This is a genomic window from Saccharococcus thermophilus (genome assembly GCF_011761475.1).
GTDB lineage: Bacteria > Bacillota > Bacilli > Bacillales > Anoxybacillaceae > Saccharococcus > Saccharococcus thermophilus.
Map to the genome: position 1 here is coordinate 98491 of NZ_JAASRS010000001.1, position 17033 is coordinate 115523.

The following is a 17033-nucleotide window of genomic DNA, read 5'->3' on the forward strand; positions in this document are numbered from 1 at the left end:
ATTCCCCCATGAATAAGTTCCCAAATGTGTAAATGGCTAAGCAATATTTTCCCTGTACATCATGATACTTATCATATCCCATTATTGACAAGGATACAAATTCTATACAGGGATATTACACACGGCGACGTTTTGGCGGACGGCATCCATTGTGCGGGATAGGAGTTACGTCTTTAATCGCTGTAATTTCCAATCCGGCTGCTTGCAATGCACGAATCGCTGCCTCACGACCAGCACCAGGTCCTTTAACGTTTACTTCTACCGTTTTCATTCCATGTTCCATCGAAGCTTTTGCAGCTGCTTCTGCTGCCATTTGCGCCGCAAACGGTGTTGATTTACGAGAACCTTTAAAACCTAATGCGCCAGCGCTGGACCAAGCAATCGTATTTCCGTGAACATCTGTAATCGTTACGATCGTATTGTTAAAAGTGGAACGAATATGGGCAATACCGGTATCAATATTTTTTCTTACACGACGTTTGCGTGTATTTGTTTTACGTGCTGCCATTCGTGGAATTACCTCCTTTGCTTAATTATTTTTTCTTATTCGCTACGGTACGGCGTGGGCCTTTACGTGTCCGAGCATTGTTTTTCGTATTTTGACCGCGAACTGGCAAGCCGCGACGGTGGCGAAGGCCACGATAGCATCCGATCTCAATTAAACGTTTAATATTTAACGATACTTCGCGACGAAGATCTCCTTCTACTTTCAAGCGGCTGACGATCTCGCGAATTCTTCCCAATTCTTCTTCTGTCAAGTCACGAACGCGAGTATCTTCGGATACGCCTGCTTCTTTCAAGATTTTTTGTGCGGTTGGTTTGCCGATTCCGTAGATATAAGTTAACGAAATAACTACACGTTTATCACGTGGAATATCTACACCTGCAATACGTGCCATATTGTACACCTCCTTAAAGATTACCCTTGTCGTTGTTTATGTTTTGGATTTTCGCAAATCACCATAACTTTACCACGTCTGCGAATAACTTTACATTTTTCGCAAATAGGTTTCACAGATGGTCTTACTTTCATCTTTTTTACCTCCCTGTCGAACGGAGTGCTTTCATTATTTATAACGATACGTGATTCGACCACGTGTCAAATCGTACGGAGATAATTCTACCGTAACTTTATCTCCAGGTAAAATCCGAATGAAATGCATGCGAATTTTACCAGAGACATGCGCCAATACAGTGTGGCCATTTTCTAATTCTACACGAAACATCGCGTTTGGCAATGTTTCGACTACAGTGCCTTCCACTTCAATTACATCGTCTTTAGCCATCGAGCGGCTCTCCCTCCTTCGAATGAGTAACATAGTGTTACGAAAAACCGAACGAACACCATTTCGCCAACGGCTCCACAATCTGTGTCCATCATGATTATATTAGAGGGTTGTCAAAATTTCATAACCATTTTCTGTAATGGCAATTGTATGCTCAAAATGGGCACACATCTTTCCGTCTACCGTAACAACGGTCCAGTTATCAGCAAGTGTTTTTACATAGCGGCTGCCCGCATTGACCATCGGTTCAATACATAACGTCATTCCTGGTTTTAAACGAGGTCCTTTATTCGGCGGACCATAATGCGGTATTTGCGGGTCTTCATGTAAGTCTTGACCAATTCCGTGTCCAACATACTCGCGAACAATCGAAAAATGGTGAGATTCCACATATGTTTGAATCGCGTGAGAAATATTGGACAAACGGGCACCTGGTTTCGCTTCTTCTAATCCTATATATAAGGATTTTTCCGTTACTTCAAGGAGTTTTTTCGTTTCTGCCGCGATTTCCCCAACAGGATACGTCCATGCGGAGTCGGCATGATAGCCATTATATTGGGCACCGACATCAATACTAATGATATCGCCTTCCTTTAATACCCGGTCGCCAGGGATCCCGTGAACAAGCTCTTCATTTACGGAAGCACAGATGCTTCCTGGAAATCCGTTGTATCCTTTAAACGAAGGGATGGCACCGTGTTGGCGTATCACTTCTTCCGCAATAGCATCCAACTCTTTCGTTGTAATCCCAGGACGAATATGCTTTTCTAATTCTTTTCGGGTCAGCGCCACAATTTTTCCGGCCTCGCGCATGATTTCAATTTCACGCGGAGTTTTGCAAATAATCATTATTGTAATCCTCCGAGAAGTTCACGAATATCTGCGAACACTTTTTCAATATCTTGCTGTCCGTTAATGTGACGTAAATATCCTTTTCTCTCGTAAAAATCCAGCAACGGCTGCATTTGTTTGAAGTTGACTTCAAGCCGGTTGGCTACCGTCTCTTCGTTATCATCGGCGCGTTGGTACAGTTCGCCGCCGCATTTATCACAAACGCCTGGCTTTGCCGGCGGATTAAATACAAGATGGTACGTTGCGCCACAATTTTTGCAAATTCTTCTTCCTGTCAGCCGCTCCATTAAAATATCTTTATCTACGTGAATATGAATGACATAATCAATCGAGCGGTTTAATTCGGCAAGAATGTTTTCTAACGCTTCCGCCTGGGCAACCGTCCGCGGGAACCCATCTAGCAAAAATCCTTTTTGGCAATCCTCTTTGCTTAAACGCTCGCGAACGATGCCGATGGTCACTTCATCCGGAACAAGATCACCGCGATCCATGTATTCTTTCGCTTTCAATCCTAATGGTGTTCCCTCTTTAATGGCCGCACGGAACATATCACCAGTGGAAATATGCGGAATTCCATATGCTTCAACAATTCTCTCCGCTTGAGTACCTTTTCCGGCACCAGGCAAACCCATTAGTACTAAATTCATCCTCGCTCCCCCTCAACTCTAAGAGGCAAGGGCGGTTGCTCCTGACCTCTTTATTTAATAAAACCTCGATAATGACGTTTCACAAGCTGGCTTTCTAGCTGTTTCATTGTCTCGAGCGCAACACCGACGACAATGAGCAAGCTGGTTCCACCGATGCGAGCGGAAGGTGGTAAATTAGCAAAATTGATAAAGAACACAGGCAGAACCGCAATTGCTGCTAAAAATAGCGAACCGACAAATGTAAGCCGATATAAAATTTTGGTGACATACTCCTGTGTGTTTTTCCCTGGACGTATCCCCGGGATATAACCGCCTTGTTTTTTCAAATTGTCCGCCATTTGTTCGGGGTTGACTTGAACAAAGGCATAGAAATACGTAAAGGCGATAATTAATAGCACGTAAATAACCATGCCAACTGGGTGCGTATAGTCAAATGTTTTTAGAATCCACAATGTTACATCATTCGAGCCAAAAAACGATGCAATTGTCCGTGGAGCAAGAAGAAACGACACAGCAAAAATCACCGGAATAACTCCCGCTGGATTGACTTTCAGCGGCAAATGGGTGGAATGTCCACCAACCGGACTCCGTCCTTCCAATCGTTTTGCATATTGAATCGGAATTTTTCGGAATGCTTGCTGAATGTAAATAACAGCAACAATAACGGCAACGATTGCTAGCACAAGTAGCAGAATCTTCACAATGCGCAAAAACAAATCTTGGCCGGCATTTTCAAATTGCTGTGCGTATATTTGGTTCAGCACGGCAGGGATACCGGAAACGATCCCGGCAAAGATAATAACGGAAATGCCGTTTCCTACGCCTTTCGCAGTGATTTGTTCACCAAGCCACATAAGAAATGCCGTTCCAGCTGTTAAAACCGTAGCAATTAATAAATAGGTTGGTATACCAGGGTCTTTAATGAGCGCTCCTGACGCCATACGGTTAAAACCATACGACATTCCAAGCGCCTCAATAAAACCTAAAATGACCGTAAAATAGCGGGTAAACTGAGCTAATTTACGTCGTCCAACCTCACCTTGCTTCGACCACTCCGTAAATTTAGGAACAACATCCATCTGCAGTAGCTGCACGATGATGGATGCTGTGATATACGGCATAACGCCCATTGCGAAAATCGAGAAGTTTCGCAAAGCCCCGCCACCGAATATGTTAAGAACACCAAAAGCGTTCAGCTGATCCTGCACTTTTAGTACATCGGTGTTTACATTCGGAACCGGGATAAACGTTCCAATTCGAAATACAATAAGCATAAGAAGAGTAAAGATGATTTTTTTTCTTATGTCACCGACGCGCATAAAGTTGGAGATTGTCCGAAACATTAAATCACCTCAGTTTTACCGCCAGCAGCTTCGATTGCCTCTTTTGCAGAAGCAGAGAATTTATGTGCTTTTACCGTTAGCTTTTTCTCAATTTGTCCTTTGCCTAAAATTTTCACACCTGATTTCAATTTGCTGATGACACCTGTTTCGAGCAGCAACTCAGGCGTTACTTCTGTTCCGTCTTCAAAACGGTTTAACTTGTCAAGGTTAACAATGGCATATTCTTTGCGGTTGATATTGGTGAAACCGCGTTTTGGAAGACGACGGAATAAAGGAGTTTGACCACCTTCAAAACCGAGGCGTACCCCACCGCCAGAGCGGGCATTTTGACCTTTTTGACCTCTGCCAGATGTTTTGCCGTTACCAGAACCGATACCGCGACCGACGCGATTACGTTCTTTCCGGGAACCCGGTGCTGGTTGTAATTCATGAAGTTTCATGGCGAAGCACCTCCTTATGATCATTATTCTTCAATTTCTTTTACTTTGACAAGGTGTGCGACTTTGTTAATCATCCCGCGGATCGCAGGATTATCATTATGAATGACAGTTTGATGCATTTTCCGTAAGCCTAATGTTTTAACAGTAATCCGTTGGTCTTCCGGACGACCGATAACGCTGCGAGTGAGGGTAATCGCTAATTTTTTTGCCACTGTATTTCCCTCCTTATCCTAACAGTTCCTCAACTGTTTTGCCGCGCAATCTCGCTACATCTTCAGCACGTTTTAATTGTTTTAATCCGTCCACAGTAGCGCGCACCATGTTCACTGGCGTGTTTGAACCGATTGATTTAGAAAGAATATCGCTGATGCCCGCTAACTCCAATACGGCACGTGCCGGACCACCGGCGATAACCCCTGTACCTTCGGATGCAGGTTTTAAAATGATTTTTCCAGCGCCAAAATGGCCGATCACTTCGTGAGGGATCGTTGTGCCAACGATCGGTACTTCAATTAAATTTTTCTTTGCATCTTCAATCGCTTTGCGAATCGCATCCGGAACTTCTTGTGCTTTCCCCGTACCAAAACCGACATGGCCGTTTTTATCGCCGACAACGACTAATGCGGAAAAGCGTAAACGACGTCCACCTTTTACTACTTTTGCAACACGGTTCACCGCTACTACGCGCTCTTCGAGTTCAAGTTTATTTGGATCGATACGACGCATCTTTGTCCCTCCTTTATGATTAAAATTCTAAGCCTGCTTCACGAGCGGCATCGGCAAGTGCTTTTACCCGTCCATGATATAAATATCCGCCGCGGTCAAACACCACTTTTTTAATGCCTTTTTCTAATGCCCGTTTTGCCACTAATTCACCGACTTTTTTCGCCGCTTCAATATTTCCAGTCGATTCTAGGTCAAATTCTTTATCTAGCGTTGAAGCACTGACAATTGTCACAGCTTTCATATCATCAATAATTTGCGCATAAATGTGTTTGTTGGAACGGAACACATTTAAGCGTGGACGCTCAGCAGTTCCAAATATTTTTTTACGAACGCGTGCGTGTCTTCTTTTACGAACTGCGTTTCTATCAACTTTCGTGATCATTTATGTCACTCCTTTCATTTCGCTAAGCCGCGTTATTTACCAGTTTTACCTTCTTTAAGACGTACAACTTCACCTTCGTAGCGAATTCCTTTACCTTTGTACGGCTCAGGTGGACGCACCGCGCGAATGTTCGCGGCAAGTTCGCCAACACGTTGTTTATCTGCACCTTTTACAACGATTTTTGTTTGCGAAGGAACTTCAATTTCTAATCCTTCTTCCGGTTCAATTTCTACCGGATGAGAAAAACCGACGCTAAGGACAAGTTTTTTGCCTTGTTTCGCCGCACGGTATCCGACACCAACCAGCTCAAGTGCTTTTTCGTACCCTTTGGATACACCTTCTACCATGTTTGCAAGCAAGCTGCGAGTCGTACCATGAAGCGCACGATGGAATTTATCGTCGCTTGGACGAGTAACTGTGATCACATTATCTTCTACTTTGATAGTCATATCAGGGTGAAAAGTGCGAGTTAATTCGCCTTTTGGCCCTTTCACTGTAACGGTATTGCCGTTCACCGTTACTGTTACACCAGACGGAATTTCAATTGGCTTTTTACCGACACGTGACATGTACAAACACCTCCATTCTTAACAAAATGAATTACCATACGTATGCGATTACTTCGCCGCCAGTTCCTTTTTGACGCGCTTCTTTATCCGTTAAAATGCCTTGCGATGTAGAAAGAATTGCAATTCCTAATCCGTTCAATACGCGAGGCACTTCATGCGCTTTAACATAAACGCGCAAACCAGGTTTGCTAATGCGTTTTAATCCAGTGATTACACGTTCGTTATTTGGACCGTATTTTAAGAAAATGCGAAGAATGCCTTGTTTATTATCTTCAATGTATTCCACATCACGAATGAACCCTTCGCGTTTTAAAATTTCCGCGATTTCACGTTTCATTTTCGAAGCCGGCACTTCTAACTTTTCGTGACGTACCATGTTCGCATTACGAATGCGAGTAAGCATATCAGCAATTGGATCTGTCATCACCATTATGTTTTACCTCCTTCCCAATTCACGGGTTGATTACCAGCTTGCTTTTTTAATGCCTGGAAGTTGACCTTTATATGCTAGTTCACGGAAACAAATACGGCAAAGTTTAAATTTGCGATAAACGGAGTGCGGACGGCCGCAGCGTTCGCAGCGAGTATACGCTCTTACTTTAAACTTTGGCGTACGTTTTTGTTTCGCAATCATTGATTTTTTAGCCACGATTTCGCCTCCCTTGCTTTACGAATGGGATTCATTATTTTTGGAATGGCATGCCGAGCAATGTTAAAAGTTCGCGAGCTTCTTCATCCGTGTTTGCAGTCGTAACAATCACGATATCCATGCCGCGCACTTTATTGACTTTATCATAGTCGATTTCAGGGAAAATTAATTGTTCTTTAATCCCTAACGTGTAGTTGCCGCGGCCATCAAACGACTTTTTCGATACGCCACGGAAGTCACGAACACGCGGAAGAGATACAGAAATCAATTTATCTAAAAACTCATACATGCGTTCTCCACGCAATGTTACTTTCGCACCGATTGGCATTCCTGCACGAAGACGGAATCCAGCGATCGATTTTTTCGCACGAGTAACAACTGGACGCTGACCAGCGATCAATGTTAATTCTTCCACTGCGCTGTCAAGTGCTTTTGGATTTTGTACCGCATCACCAACACCCATGTTGATGACGATTTTTTCAATTTTTGGGACTTGCATAATAGATTTATAATTAAACTTGCCCATAAGAGCAGGTACCACTTCTTTTACGTATTTCTCTTTTAGGCGGTTCATAAGAGTACCTCCTTTCTGACATCACGATTATTTATCTAAAATCTCACCAGATTTTTTCGCATAACGTACTTTTTTGCCGTCGACAATTTTATATCCAACGCGAGTTGGAGTTCCTGTTTTCGGATCTAAAGGCATTACTTTGGATACGTGAATTGGTGCCTCTTTTGTGATAATACCGCCTTGTGGATTTGCTTGAGATGGTTTCGCATGTTTTTTGACGATATTTACACCTTCAACAATAACGCGGTTTTTCTTAGGAAATGCCGCAAGAATAACGCCTTGTTTCCCTTTATCTTTACCGGAGATTACTTGTACTTTATCACCTTTTTTAACATGCATCGCAGTTCGCACCTCCTTGAAAGGCTTTTCCTTTCCGTTAAATTACTTCCGGAGCTAAAGAAATAATTTTCATAAAGTCTTTATCGCGCAATTCGCGGGCCACTGGTCCGAAAATACGCGTACCACGTGGGCTTTTGTCATCACGAATGATCACGCAAGCATTCTCGTCAAAACGGATGTAAGAACCATCCGAACGGCGAACACCGCGTTTCGTACGGACAACTACTGCTTTTACGACTTGACCTTTTTTAACAACGCCACCTGGTGTCGCATCTTTGACCGTCGCAACGACAACATCGCCAATGTTTGCATAGCGGCGACCAGAGCCACCTAAAACTTTAATAACAAGCACTTCCCGTGCACCTGAGTTATCAGCCACTTTTAAGCGAGATTCTTGTTGAATCATCGACGAAACCTCCTTTCGGAATTATATCACCGATCCAAACATCGATATGATTAAACGATAACTGCTTTTTCCACGATTTCTACTAAACGGAAACGTTTTGTTGCCGAAAGCGGGCGAGTTTCCATAATTTTTACGATGTCGCCAACTTTTGCAATGTTATTTTCGTCATGCGCTTTATATTTTTTCGAATATTTTACGCGTTTGCCGTAAAGCGGATGTTTTTTGTATGTCTCAACGAGAACCGTAATCGTTTTATCCATTTTGTCGGATACAACGCGACCGACATACACTTTGCGTTGATTGCGTTCACTCATTTCGCAAACCTCCTCTCAAACGTTTATTTATTGGCAGCGATCTCTCTTTCGCGGATGATCGTTTTCATGCGTGCGATATCTTTACGCACTTGGCGAATGCGTGCTGTGTTTTCCAATTGTCCTGTTGCCAATTGGAAGCGAAGGTTGAATAATTCTTCTTTCAGCGCTTTAATTTTTTGTTCAATTTCGGCAGTGGTAAGATCACGAATTTCTTTAGCTTTCATTTGCTTCACCACCAATTTCTTCGCGTTTTACGAATTTGCATTTGATCGGAAGTTTGTGAGAAGCAAGACGCAATGCTTCACGCGCTACTTCCTCTGAAACACCGCCAACTTCAAACATTACTTTACCAGGTTTAACAACCGCTACCCAACCTTCAGGAGCACCTTTACCGGAACCCATCCGCACTTCCAATGGTTTTGCTGTATATGGTTTAGAAGGGAAAATTTTAATCCATACTTTACCGCCACGTCTCATATAACGAGTCATCGCACGACGAGCTGCCTCAATTTGGCGGTTGGTAATCCAAGCAGATTCCAACGCTTGCAATCCGTATTCACCGAAATGTACTTCCGTGCCGCCTTTTGCGCGACCTTTCATACGTCCGCGATGTTCACGACGATATTTTACGCGTTTTGGCATTAACATAATTATTTTCCTCCTTCCTCAGTTTTCTTTTTTGTCGGAAGGACCTCTCCACGATAAATCCATACTTTTACGCCGATTTTTCCGTATGTTGTATCCGCTTCTGCCGTTCCGTAATCGATGTCAGCGCGAAGTGTATGGAGTGGAACAGTTCCTTCGCTATAATGTTCCGAACGAGCGATATCAGCACCGCCAAGACGACCGGATACCATCGTTTTAATCCCTTTTGCACCTGCGCGCATTGCGCGTTGAATAGCTTGTTTTTGCGCACGACGGAAGGAAACGCGGTTTTCTAATTGGCGAGCAATATTTTCCGCTACTAGTTTCGCATCTAAGTCTGGCTTTTTAATTTCAACGATGTTGATATGAACGCGTTTGCCTGTTAATTGCGTTAACGCTTTTCGGAGCGATTCTACCTCTGAACCGCCTTTACCGATGACCATGCCAGGTTTTGCCGTATGAATCGTAATATTGACGCGGTTTGCCGCACGTTCAATTTCAATGCGAGATACTGCAGCATCTTGCAAGCGTTTATTAATGTACTCACGGATTTTCAGATCCTCATGTAAAAGGTCCGCATAATCTTTTTCAGCGTACCATCTAGAGTCCCAGTCACGAATAATGCCGATGCGGAGACCGACCGGATTCACCTTTTGACCCACTGATTATCCCTCCTTCTTTTCTGAAACAACGATGGTGATATGGCTTGTGCGTTTATTAATCGCGCTTGCACGACCCATTGCGCGCGGACGGAAACGTTTCAACGTTGGACCTTCATCCACATATGCTTCCGTAATGACCAGTTTGTTCACGTCCATGTCATAGTTATGTTCAGCGTTTGCTACCGCGGATTTTAACACTTTTTCAATAATCGGAGAAGCAGCTTTTGGCGTGTGGCGAAGAATGGCAACTGCCTCACCAACTTCTTTTCCTCGAATCAAGTCAATCACTAAACGTGCTTTACGAGGAGCAATACGAACTGTTCTCGCAACAGCTTTAGCTTGCATAGGTTGAACCTCCTCTCATTAACGTTTTGTTTTCTTATCGTCGCCAGCGTGGCCTCGGAACGTACGCGTCGGTGCGAATTCGCCAAGTTTGTGTCCGACCATGTCTTCTGTAATATAAACCGGTACATGTTTGCGTCCATCATATACGGCGATGGTGTGACCAACAAATTGTGGGAAAATTGTCGAACGACGAGACCATGTTTTAATCACTTGTTTTTGTCCTGTTTCATTTAATTTTTCGATTTTTTTCATTAAATGCTCATCACAAAACGGACCTTTTTTTAAGCTGCGACCCATAAATGAACCTCCCTTCGTGATTGTGCTACGGTTCTTAAGAACCGTAGTTCAACCCCGTTATTTTTTACGACGGCGAATAATAAATTTATCCGATTTATTTTTCTTTTTACGAGTTTTAAATCCAAGTGTTGGTTTGCCCCAAGGAGTCATTGGTGATTTGCGTCCGATTGGTGCTTTACCTTCACCACCACCGTGTGGGTGATCAACAGGGTTCATAACCGAACCACGAACTGTTGGACGAATACCTAACCAACGAGCACGACCTGCTTTACCGATGTTGACAAGCTCATGCTGTTCGTTACCTACTTCTCCAACTGTTGCACGGCAAGCACCTAAAATCATGCGCACTTCGCCAGAAGCAAGACGAACGATAACGTATTTTCCTTCTTTCCCAAGCACTTGTGCCGATGTACCAGCTGCGCGAACTAACTGGCCGCCTTTTCCTGGTTTCAGCTCAATATTGTGTACAAGCGTACCAACTGGGATATTTTCAAGCGGCAATGCGTTACCAACTTTAATGTCCGCATTTGGCCCAGACATAATTTCCATGCCTACTTTAAGGTTTTTCGGCGCAATAATATAACGTTTTTCACCGTCTGCATAGTTAATTAATGCAATGTTTGCGGAACGGTTTGGATCATACTCAATTGTAGCAACGCGGCCTGGAATTCCATCTTTATCACGTTTAAAGTCAATAATACGATATTGACGTTTATGACCGCCGCCTTGATGGCGCACTGTAATTTTCCCTTGGTTGTTGCGGCCCGCTTTTTTCTTCAGTGGTGCAAGCAACGATTTTTCCGGCTGATCTGTTGTGATTTCTGAGAAATCAAGCACTGTCATGCCACGACGACCGTTTGATGTCGGTTTATATTTTTTAATCGCCATGTTGGTTTCCCTCCTTCGCTTTTAAACTTATACTTCAAACAATTCGATCTCTTTGCTGTCTGGCGTTAACGTTACAATCGCTTTGCGGCGACGGTTCGTATAACCGCTGTAACGGCCAACGCGTTTAAATTTCCCTTTGTAGTTCATAATGTTGACTTTCTCTACTTTCACGCCGAAGATTTTTTCCACAGCGTCTTTTACTTCGGTTTTATTCGCCTTTACATCTACTTCAAACGTATATTTTTTTTGCGCTGTTAAATTCATCGTGTTTTCCGTGATGATGGGGCGCTTAATGATATCACGAGGATCTTTCATTATGCAAGCACCTCCTCTACTTTCTCCACGGCCGCTTTCGTGATTACAAGTTTATCATGATTTAATACATCAAGAACGTTTATACCGTTCGCTGTAACCACGGTAACGCCAGGAATATTGCGTGCAGATAGTGCAACATTTTCGTTCACATCATCGGTTACAATTAACGCTTTGCGATCAACAGAAAGATTATTTAAGATTTTCACCATTTCTTTTGTTTTTGGCGCTTCTAATGTTAAGTTGTCTAAAACAACAATGTTGTTTTCAAGAACTTTGGAAGATAACGCGGATTTAATTGCTAAGCGACGGACTTTTTTCGGCAACTTATAGCTATAGCTGCGTGGAACCGGACCGAATACTGTACCACCGCCACGCCATTGAGGAGCGCGAATTGAACCTTGACGAGCGCGGCCTGTTCCTTTTTGGCGCCATGGTTTGCGGCCACCGCCACTTACTTCCGCACGATTTTTTGTTTTATGCGTTCCTTGACGCAACGAAGCGCGTTGCATAATGACCGCTTCGAATAACACATATTTATTTGGCTCAATACCAAAAACGGAATCGTTCAGTTCAATTTCACCGATTGTTTCTCCGTTCTGGTTATACAATGCTACTTTTGGCATTGGATAGTTCCTCCTTTCCTAGCAAAATGTTATTTTGCTTTCGCTTTTACTGCGCTTTTTACGATCACTAAACCTTTTCTTGGACCAGGTACGTTTCCTTTGATAAGAAGAAGGTTGCGTTCTGGATCGACTTTCACAATTTTTAAGTTTTGGATCGTTACACGTTCGCCACCCATACGGCCTGGCAATTCTTTTGATTTGAATACGCGGTTTGGCGCAATCGCACCCATCGAACCAGGACGGCGATGATAGCGAGAACCGTGTGCCATTGGTCCGCGCGATTGACCGTGCCGTTTAATCGCACCTTGGAATCCTTTCCCTTTTGAAATTCCAGTAACATCGACAATATCGCCTTCAGCAAAAATATCTACTTTGACTTCCTGACCAACTTCATATTCGTCGACATTTGCGCCGCGAATTTCACGGATGAAGCGCTTAGGTGCAGTATTCGCTTTTGCGGCATGGCCGATTTGCGGTTTATTTGCCCGTTTTTCGCTTAAATCCTCGAATCCTAATTGGATCGCTTCATAACCGTCTTTTTCAATTGTTTTCTTTTGCAATACAACGTTTGGAGTCGCTTCGATGACGGTTACAGGAATTAAATCGCCGTTTTCCGCGAATACTTGCGTCATACCAATTTTTCTCCCTAAGATTCCTTTGGTCATTCGTCACACCTCCTGCTTAATTAAAGTTTAATTTCAATATCAACGCCAGATGGCAAATCAAGGCGCATTAAAGAATCTACTGTTTGTGGAGTAGGGTTTACGATATCGATCAAACGTTTATGTGTACGCATTTCGAATTGTTCACGAGAATCTTTGTACTTGTGAACAGCGCGCAAAATCGTATAAACAGTTCTTTCCGTTGGCAATGGAATCGGTCCAGATACTTTTGCACCGGAACGTTTTGCTGTTTCTACGATTTTTTCCGCAGATTGATCAAGAATTCGATGATCGTAAGCTTTTAAACGGATACGAATTTTTTCTTTTGCCATTGTTTTCCCTCCTTCTTCGCCTATTTTCAAAATAGACATTCTCCATGGAAATTTCCTGCACACTCGTCATGGCAAAGCAACCGGGTGTGTCAGCAACCTTCCACTTCATCGCAGTCAAAGACCAACATTTGATATTATACAGATATGTAAACGGGATTGCAAGCTATTTCTTCGTTTTTCTGCGCACTTCTTAATTATACATAGCCAAATGTCCATTTTCAACCTGTCGAAAAAAATGCATAAAAAAAGAAAAGCAGGTTTGCACATCGGCAAACCTGCTTGTTTTTAAGCTAGGACGCAAGCGTCATTATTCAATGATTTCAGATACGGAACCTGCGCCTACTGTACGTCCGCCTTCACGGATCGAGAATTTTGTACCTTCTTCGATCGCGATTGGCGCGATTAATTCTACTGTCATTTCAACGTTGTCGCCAGGCATAACCATTTCAACGCCTTCTGGAAGCGTGATGATGCCTGTTACGTCTGTTGTACGGAAGTAGAATTGTGGACGGTAGTTAGAGAAGAATGGAGTATGACGTCCACCTTCTTCTTTTGTTAAAACGTAAACTTGCGCTTTAAATTTTGTATGTGGTGTGATAGAACCTGGTTTCGCAAGTACTTGACCGCGTTCTACTTCGTCACGGGAAATACCGCGAAGAAGCGCACCGATGTTGTCACCAGCTTCTGCTTGGTCAAGAAGTTTGCGGAACATTTCTACACCAGTAACCGTTGTAGATTTTGGTTCATCAGAAAGACCAACGATTTCTACAGCGTCACCAACTTTTAACGTACCGCGTTCTACACGGCCAGTTGCTACCGTACCACGACCAGTGATCGAGAATACGTCTTCAATTGGCATCATGAATGGTTTATCAATTTCACGTTGTGGAGTTGGAATGTATTCGTCAACCGCATTCATCAATTCAATAATTTTTTCTTCCCATTGTGGATCGCCTTCAAGCGCTTTTAATGCAGAACCTTTGATAACAGGTACTTCATCGCCTGGGAAGTCATATTCAGATAATAGATCGCGAACTTCCATTTCAACTAGTTCTAATAATTCTTCGTCATCTACCATGTCGCATTTGTTCAAGAATACAACGATGTATGGCACACCTACTTGGCGAGAAAGAAGAATGTGCTCACGAGTTTGTGGCATTGGGCCGTCAGCTGCAGATACAACAAGGATCGCGCCGTCCATTTGCGCTGCACCTGTGATCATGTTTTTCACGTAGTCAGCGTGGCCAGGGCAGTCAACGTGCGCATAGTGGCGTTTGTCAGTTTCATACTCAACGTGTGCAGTAGAGATCGTGATACCGCGTTCACGTTCTTCTGGAGCTGCGTCGATTTGGTCGTAAGCTCTTGCTTCTGCTTTACCTTGTTTTGCAAGAACCGTTGTAATCGCAGCAGTTAACGTCGTTTTACCATGGTCAACGTGGCCGATAGTACCAATGTTGACGTGTGGTTTCGTACGTTCGAATTTCGCTTTAGCCATGAGAAATATCCTCCTTAAAATTAGAATATAATTTTAATGGTTTATATAAATAAAATATATAGGATGCCTGGGAACAAATACAGATTGTATTTGTTCCCAAGTCTTACATAAGTATTTATATCGAAACTATGCAGAGAAATCAATTATTCACCTTTATTTTTTTTGATGATTTCATCTGCAATGTTTTTCGGAACTTCTTCATAATGGTCAAATACCATTGAGAATGTTCCGCGTCCTTGCGTATTAGAACGCAACGAAGTAGCATATCCAAACATTTCCGCAAGTGGAACCATCGCGCGGACCACTTGTGCGTTACCGCGGGCTTCCATTCCTTCTACTCGTCCGCGGCGGGAAGTGATGTCGCCCATAATATCGCCAAGATATTCTTCTGGGATTACTACTTCGACTTTCATGATTGGCTCAAGCAGCACAGGGTCACATTTTGTCGCAGCGTTTTTCAATGCTAACGAAGCTGCGATTTTGAACGCCATTTCACTCGAGTCGACATCATGGTAAGAACCATCAAATAGTTTCGCTTTAATATCGACCACTGGATATCCGGCAAGAACCCCGTTTTGCATTGCTTCTTCAAGACCTGCTTGTACTGCCGGTACATATTCTTTCGGGACAACCCCACCGACAATCGCGTTTTCGAACTCGAATCCTTTTCCGCGTTCGTTTGGCGAGAATTCGATCCAAACGTGACCGTACTGACCACGACCACCGGATTGACGGATGAATTTTCCTTCGACTTGCGCCGATTTGCGGAACGTTTCACGATACGCAACTTGTGGAGCACCAACGTTTGCTTCCACTTTGAATTCACGGCGCATACGGTCAACGATAATGTCTAGGTGAAGCTCACCCATACCAGAAATGATCGTTTGGCCGGTTTCCGGATCTGTATGAGCGCGGAATGTAGGGTCTTCTTCTTGTAGTTTTTGCAATGCTTGACCCATTTTGTCTTGGTCCGCTTTCGATTTCGGTTCAATTGCTACCGAAATAACTGGTTCAGGGAATTCCATTGATTCTAGTATAACAATGTTCTTTTCATCACATAGAGTATCGCCTGTTGTTGTATCTTTTAAACCTACTGCTGCCGCGATGTCACCGGCATATACTTTCGAAATTTCTTGACGGTGGTTCGCATGCATTTGCAGGAGACGACCGATACGTTCACGCTTGCGCTTCGTCGAGTTCATGACATAAGAACCGGAATCGAGCGTACCAGAGTACACGCGGAAGAACGTTAACTTACCAACGTAAGGGTCTGTCATAATTTTAAACGCTAATGCTGCGAATGGAGCGTCATCGCTTGCTTCACGAACGACTTCCTCTTCCGTATCCGGTACGACACCTTTAATTGGCGGAATATCGACTGGAGATGGCAAATAATCTATTACTCCATCTAACAGCAATTGAACACCTTTGTTTTTAAATGCGGAACCGCAGAACACAGGGAAGAATTCTACGCTGATCGTCGCTTTGCGAATCGCAGCTTTCAATTCCTCTTTTGTAATTTCTTCCCCTTCTAAATATTTCATCATCAGCTCTTCATCTAATTCCGCAACTGCTTCAATGAGCTTGTTATGATATTCTTCCGCCATATCGCGGTATTCTTCCGGAATTTCAATGCGTTCAATATTTTTGCCAAGCTCATCATGATAATGGTAAGCGCACATTTCGACGAGGTCAATAATGCCGGAGAATTGGTCCTCCGCACCGATTGGTAATTGCACTGGATGTGCGTTTGCTTGCAAGCGGTCATGAAGCGTTTTTACCGAATATAAGAAGTCAGCGCCGATTTTATCCATTTTGTTGACGAATACGATACGTGGAACTCCGTACGTAGTCGCTTGACGCCAAACCGTTTCTGTTTGCGGTTCTACGCCGGATTGCGCGTCAAGAACGGTGATCGCACCATCAAGCACGCGAAGGGAACGTTCTACTTCTACCGTGAAGTCTACGTGCCCTGGTGTGTCAATGATGTTAATGCGATGACCTTTCCATTGCGCTGTTGTTGCCGCAGAAGTAATGGTAATCCCGCGTTCTTGCTCTTGTTCCATCCAGTCCATTGTAGCCGCGCCTTCATGGACTTCACCGATCTTATGAACACGTCCTGTATAGAACAAGATGCGCTCCGTTGTTGTCGTCTTACCGGCGTCAATATGCGCCATAATCCCAATGTTACGAGTGTTTTCCAAGGAGAACTCTCTTGCCATGGTGGTTATTTTCTCCTTCC

General features: G+C 43.6%; 30 protein-coding genes. All 30 read right to left on the reverse strand.

Annotated features, from left to right (window positions below):
• Positions 1–115: 115 nt before the first annotated feature.
• Positions 116–508 (reverse strand): 30S ribosomal protein S11, encoded by a 393-nt coding sequence (gene rpsK, locus BDD39_RS00585; RefSeq protein ID WP_166907223.1) that lies wholly within the window; start codon positions 506–508, stop codon positions 116–118.
• A 25-nt stretch (positions 509–533) separates the two neighbouring features.
• A complete protein-coding gene (rpsM, locus tag BDD39_RS00590; protein ID WP_017433999.1) occupies positions 534–899 on the reverse strand; it encodes a 30S ribosomal protein S13 in 366 nt (121 codons plus the stop codon).
• A gap of 20 nt (positions 900–919) precedes the next feature.
• Positions 920–1033, reverse strand: a complete 114-nt coding sequence (gene rpmJ, locus BDD39_RS00595) for a 50S ribosomal protein L36 (protein ID WP_003247619.1) — start codon at positions 1031–1033, stop codon at positions 920–922.
• Between the two features lie 34 nt (positions 1034–1067).
• Complete coding sequence (gene infA / locus BDD39_RS00600) at positions 1068–1286, reverse strand: translation initiation factor IF-1 (RefSeq protein WP_003247618.1); 219 nt, start codon at positions 1284–1286, stop codon at positions 1068–1070.
• A gap of 102 nt (positions 1287–1388) precedes the next feature.
• Positions 1389–2135, reverse strand: coding sequence for a type I methionyl aminopeptidase (gene map / locus BDD39_RS00605; protein WP_166907226.1), 747 nt, complete (start codon positions 2133–2135; stop codon positions 1389–1391).
• Positions 2135–2785 carry an adenylate kinase gene (locus tag BDD39_RS00610; RefSeq protein WP_166907228.1) on the reverse strand — a complete coding sequence of 217 codons (651 nt, stop codon included), beginning with the start codon at positions 2783–2785 and terminating at the stop codon, positions 2135–2137. The genes map and BDD39_RS00610 overlap by 1 nt, the downstream gene beginning before the upstream one ends.
• Positions 2786–2835: 50 nt before the next feature.
• Positions 2836–4128: a preprotein translocase subunit SecY gene (gene secY, locus BDD39_RS00615; RefSeq protein WP_166907230.1), complete on the reverse strand. Its 1293-nt coding sequence runs from the start codon at positions 4126–4128 to the stop codon at positions 2836–2838.
• Positions 4128–4568 (reverse strand): 50S ribosomal protein L15, encoded by a 441-nt coding sequence (gene rplO, locus BDD39_RS00620; protein ID WP_017434003.1) that lies wholly within the window; start codon positions 4566–4568, stop codon positions 4128–4130. Before rplO ends, secY begins: the two co-directional genes overlap by 1 nt.
• A gap of 23 nt (positions 4569–4591) precedes the next feature.
• On the reverse strand, positions 4592–4780 hold the full coding sequence (gene rpmD, locus BDD39_RS00625; RefSeq protein WP_017434004.1) for a 50S ribosomal protein L30: 189 nt from the start codon (positions 4778–4780) through the stop codon (positions 4592–4594).
• A gap of 13 nt (positions 4781–4793) precedes the next feature.
• Complete coding sequence (gene rpsE, locus BDD39_RS00630; protein ID WP_017434005.1) at positions 4794–5294, reverse strand: 30S ribosomal protein S5; 501 nt, start codon at positions 5292–5294, stop codon at positions 4794–4796.
• Positions 5295–5313: 19 nt separating this feature from the next.
• Positions 5314–5676, reverse strand: coding sequence for a 50S ribosomal protein L18 (gene rplR / locus BDD39_RS00635; protein ID WP_043903328.1), 363 nt, complete (start codon positions 5674–5676; stop codon positions 5314–5316).
• Between the two features lie 32 nt (positions 5677–5708).
• Entirely contained in the window at positions 5709–6245 is a 537-nt protein-coding gene (rplF, locus tag BDD39_RS00640) for a 50S ribosomal protein L6 (RefSeq protein WP_166907232.1), read from the reverse strand.
• A 31-nt stretch (positions 6246–6276) separates the two neighbouring features.
• Positions 6277–6675 carry a 30S ribosomal protein S8 gene (gene rpsH / locus BDD39_RS00645; protein ID WP_012748893.1) on the reverse strand — a complete coding sequence of 133 codons (399 nt, stop codon included), beginning with the start codon at positions 6673–6675 and terminating at the stop codon, positions 6277–6279.
• Between the two features lie 33 nt (positions 6676–6708).
• Entirely contained in the window at positions 6709–6894 is a 186-nt protein-coding gene (locus BDD39_RS00650) for a type Z 30S ribosomal protein S14 (RefSeq protein ID WP_003247599.1), read from the reverse strand.
• Between the two features lie 34 nt (positions 6895–6928).
• Entirely contained in the window at positions 6929–7468 is a 540-nt protein-coding gene (gene rplE, locus BDD39_RS00655; RefSeq protein WP_166907234.1) for a 50S ribosomal protein L5, read from the reverse strand.
• 27 nt (positions 7469–7495) lie between these two features.
• Complete coding sequence (rplX, locus tag BDD39_RS00660; RefSeq protein WP_043903325.1) at positions 7496–7807, reverse strand: 50S ribosomal protein L24; 312 nt, start codon at positions 7805–7807, stop codon at positions 7496–7498.
• Between the two features lie 37 nt (positions 7808–7844).
• Positions 7845–8213 (reverse strand): 50S ribosomal protein L14, encoded by a 369-nt coding sequence (rplN, locus tag BDD39_RS00665; protein ID WP_008881934.1) that lies wholly within the window; start codon positions 8211–8213, stop codon positions 7845–7847.
• 50 nt (positions 8214–8263) lie between these two features.
• Positions 8264–8527, reverse strand: coding sequence for a 30S ribosomal protein S17 (rpsQ, locus tag BDD39_RS00670; RefSeq protein ID WP_003247581.1), 264 nt, complete (start codon positions 8525–8527; stop codon positions 8264–8266).
• Between the two features lie 23 nt (positions 8528–8550).
• Positions 8551–8751: a 50S ribosomal protein L29 gene (gene rpmC / locus BDD39_RS00675; RefSeq protein WP_043903323.1), complete on the reverse strand. Its 201-nt coding sequence runs from the start codon at positions 8749–8751 to the stop codon at positions 8551–8553.
• On the reverse strand, positions 8741–9175 hold the full coding sequence (rplP, locus tag BDD39_RS00680; RefSeq protein ID WP_017434012.1) for a 50S ribosomal protein L16: 435 nt from the start codon (positions 9173–9175) through the stop codon (positions 8741–8743). The genes rpmC and rplP overlap by 11 nt, the downstream gene beginning before the upstream one ends.
• Positions 9176–9177: 2 nt before the next feature.
• Complete coding sequence (rpsC, locus tag BDD39_RS00685) at positions 9178–9834, reverse strand: 30S ribosomal protein S3 (protein WP_166907236.1); 657 nt, start codon at positions 9832–9834, stop codon at positions 9178–9180.
• A gap of 3 nt (positions 9835–9837) precedes the next feature.
• Positions 9838–10179, reverse strand: a complete 342-nt coding sequence (gene rplV, locus BDD39_RS00690) for a 50S ribosomal protein L22 (RefSeq protein WP_012748888.1) — start codon at positions 10177–10179, stop codon at positions 9838–9840.
• Between the two features lie 18 nt (positions 10180–10197).
• Positions 10198–10476, reverse strand: a complete 279-nt coding sequence (gene rpsS, locus BDD39_RS00695) for a 30S ribosomal protein S19 (RefSeq protein ID WP_003247570.1) — start codon at positions 10474–10476, stop codon at positions 10198–10200.
• Between the two features lie 57 nt (positions 10477–10533).
• Positions 10534–11364: a 50S ribosomal protein L2 gene (gene rplB / locus BDD39_RS00700; protein ID WP_166907238.1), complete on the reverse strand. Its 831-nt coding sequence runs from the start codon at positions 11362–11364 to the stop codon at positions 10534–10536.
• A 27-nt stretch (positions 11365–11391) separates the two neighbouring features.
• A complete protein-coding gene (gene rplW / locus BDD39_RS00705; protein WP_166907240.1) occupies positions 11392–11679 on the reverse strand; it encodes a 50S ribosomal protein L23 in 288 nt (95 codons plus the stop codon).
• Positions 11679–12302 carry a 50S ribosomal protein L4 gene (rplD, locus tag BDD39_RS00710; RefSeq protein ID WP_166907242.1) on the reverse strand — a complete coding sequence of 208 codons (624 nt, stop codon included), beginning with the start codon at positions 12300–12302 and terminating at the stop codon, positions 11679–11681. Before rplD ends, rplW begins: the two co-directional genes overlap by 1 nt.
• A gap of 29 nt (positions 12303–12331) precedes the next feature.
• Positions 12332–12967 (reverse strand): 50S ribosomal protein L3, encoded by a 636-nt coding sequence (gene rplC / locus BDD39_RS00715; RefSeq protein ID WP_166907244.1) that lies wholly within the window; start codon positions 12965–12967, stop codon positions 12332–12334.
• A gap of 20 nt (positions 12968–12987) precedes the next feature.
• Entirely contained in the window at positions 12988–13296 is a 309-nt protein-coding gene (rpsJ, locus tag BDD39_RS00720; RefSeq protein ID WP_003247558.1) for a 30S ribosomal protein S10, read from the reverse strand.
• A 307-nt stretch (positions 13297–13603) separates the two neighbouring features.
• Positions 13604–14791: an elongation factor Tu gene (tuf, locus tag BDD39_RS00725; protein WP_166907246.1), complete on the reverse strand. Its 1188-nt coding sequence runs from the start codon at positions 14789–14791 to the stop codon at positions 13604–13606.
• Positions 14792–14934: 143 nt separating this feature from the next.
• On the reverse strand, positions 14935–17013 hold the full coding sequence (gene fusA, locus BDD39_RS00730; RefSeq protein WP_166907250.1) for an elongation factor G: 2079 nt from the start codon (positions 17011–17013) through the stop codon (positions 14935–14937).
• Between the last annotated feature and the right edge of the window lie 20 nt (positions 17014–17033).

Bases quoted from the DNA above. Each gene is read 5' to 3' on its own strand.
- rplB (WP_166907238.1), bottom strand. From the start codon at position 11,364: ATGGCGATTAAAAAATATAAACCGACATCAAACGGTCGTCGTGGCATG.
- rpsJ (WP_003247558.1), bottom strand. From the start codon at position 13,296: ATGGCAAAAGAAAAAATTCGTATCCGTTTAAAAGCTTACGATCATCGA.
- secY (WP_166907230.1), bottom strand. From the start codon at position 4,128: ATGTTTCGGACAATCTCCAACTTTATGCGCGTCGGTGACATAAGAAAA.
- rplW (WP_166907240.1), bottom strand. From the start codon at position 11,679: ATGAAAGATCCTCGTGATATCATTAAGCGCCCCATCATCACGGAAAAC.
- rpsM (WP_017433999.1), bottom strand. From the start codon at position 899: ATGGCACGTATTGCAGGTGTAGATATTCCACGTGATAAACGTGTAGTT.
- rpsH (WP_012748893.1), bottom strand. From the start codon at position 6,675: ATGGTGATGACAGATCCAATTGCTGATATGCTTACTCGCATTCGTAAT.
- rpsK (WP_166907223.1), bottom strand. From the start codon at position 508: ATGGCAGCACGTAAAACAAATACACGCAAACGTCGTGTAAGAAAAAAT.
- fusA (WP_166907250.1), bottom strand. From the start codon at position 17,013: ATGGCAAGAGAGTTCTCCTTGGAAAACACTCGTAACATTGGGATTATG.
- rpsQ (WP_003247581.1), bottom strand. From the start codon at position 8,527: ATGAGTGAACGCAATCAACGCAAAGTGTATGTCGGTCGCGTTGTATCC.
- rplF (WP_166907232.1), bottom strand. From the start codon at position 6,245: ATGTCACGTGTCGGTAAAAAGCCAATTGAAATTCCGTCTGGTGTAACA.
- rpmC (WP_043903323.1), bottom strand. From the start codon at position 8,751: ATGAAAGCTAAAGAAATTCGTGATCTTACCACTGCCGAAATTGAACAA.
- map (WP_166907226.1), bottom strand. From the start codon at position 2,135: ATGATTATTTGCAAAACTCCGCGTGAAATTGAAATCATGCGCGAGGCC.
- rplX (WP_043903325.1), bottom strand. From the start codon at position 7,807: ATGCATGTTAAAAAAGGTGATAAAGTACAAGTAATCTCCGGTAAAGAT.
- tuf (WP_166907246.1), bottom strand. From the start codon at position 14,791: ATGGCTAAAGCGAAATTCGAACGTACGAAACCACACGTCAACATTGGT.
- rplD (WP_166907242.1), bottom strand. From the start codon at position 12,302: ATGCCAAAAGTAGCATTGTATAACCAGAACGGAGAAACAATCGGTGAA.
- rplC (WP_166907244.1), bottom strand. From the start codon at position 12,967: ATGACCAAAGGAATCTTAGGGAGAAAAATTGGTATGACGCAAGTATTC.
- rplV (WP_012748888.1), bottom strand. From the start codon at position 10,179: ATGCAAGCTAAAGCTGTTGCGAGAACAGTTCGTATTGCTCCTCGTAAA.
- rpsS (WP_003247570.1), bottom strand. From the start codon at position 10,476: ATGGGTCGCAGCTTAAAAAAAGGTCCGTTTTGTGATGAGCATTTAATG.
- BDD39_RS00610 (WP_166907228.1), bottom strand. From the start codon at position 2,785: ATGAATTTAGTACTAATGGGTTTGCCTGGTGCCGGAAAAGGTACTCAA.
- rpmJ (WP_003247619.1), bottom strand. From the start codon at position 1,033: ATGAAAGTAAGACCATCTGTGAAACCTATTTGCGAAAAATGTAAAGTT.
- rplR (WP_043903328.1), bottom strand. From the start codon at position 5,676: ATGATCACGAAAGTTGATAGAAACGCAGTTCGTAAAAGAAGACACGCA.
- rplO (WP_017434003.1), bottom strand. From the start codon at position 4,568: ATGAAACTTCATGAATTACAACCAGCACCGGGTTCCCGGAAAGAACGT.
- rplP (WP_017434012.1), bottom strand. From the start codon at position 9,175: ATGTTAATGCCAAAACGCGTAAAATATCGTCGTGAACATCGCGGACGT.
- rplN (WP_008881934.1), bottom strand. From the start codon at position 8,213: ATGATTCAACAAGAATCTCGCTTAAAAGTGGCTGATAACTCAGGTGCA.
- infA (WP_003247618.1), bottom strand. From the start codon at position 1,286: ATGGCTAAAGACGATGTAATTGAAGTGGAAGGCACTGTAGTCGAAACA.
- rpsE (WP_017434005.1), bottom strand. From the start codon at position 5,294: ATGCGTCGTATCGATCCAAATAAACTTGAACTCGAAGAGCGCGTAGTA.
- rplE (WP_166907234.1), bottom strand. From the start codon at position 7,468: ATGAACCGCCTAAAAGAGAAATACGTAAAAGAAGTGGTACCTGCTCTT.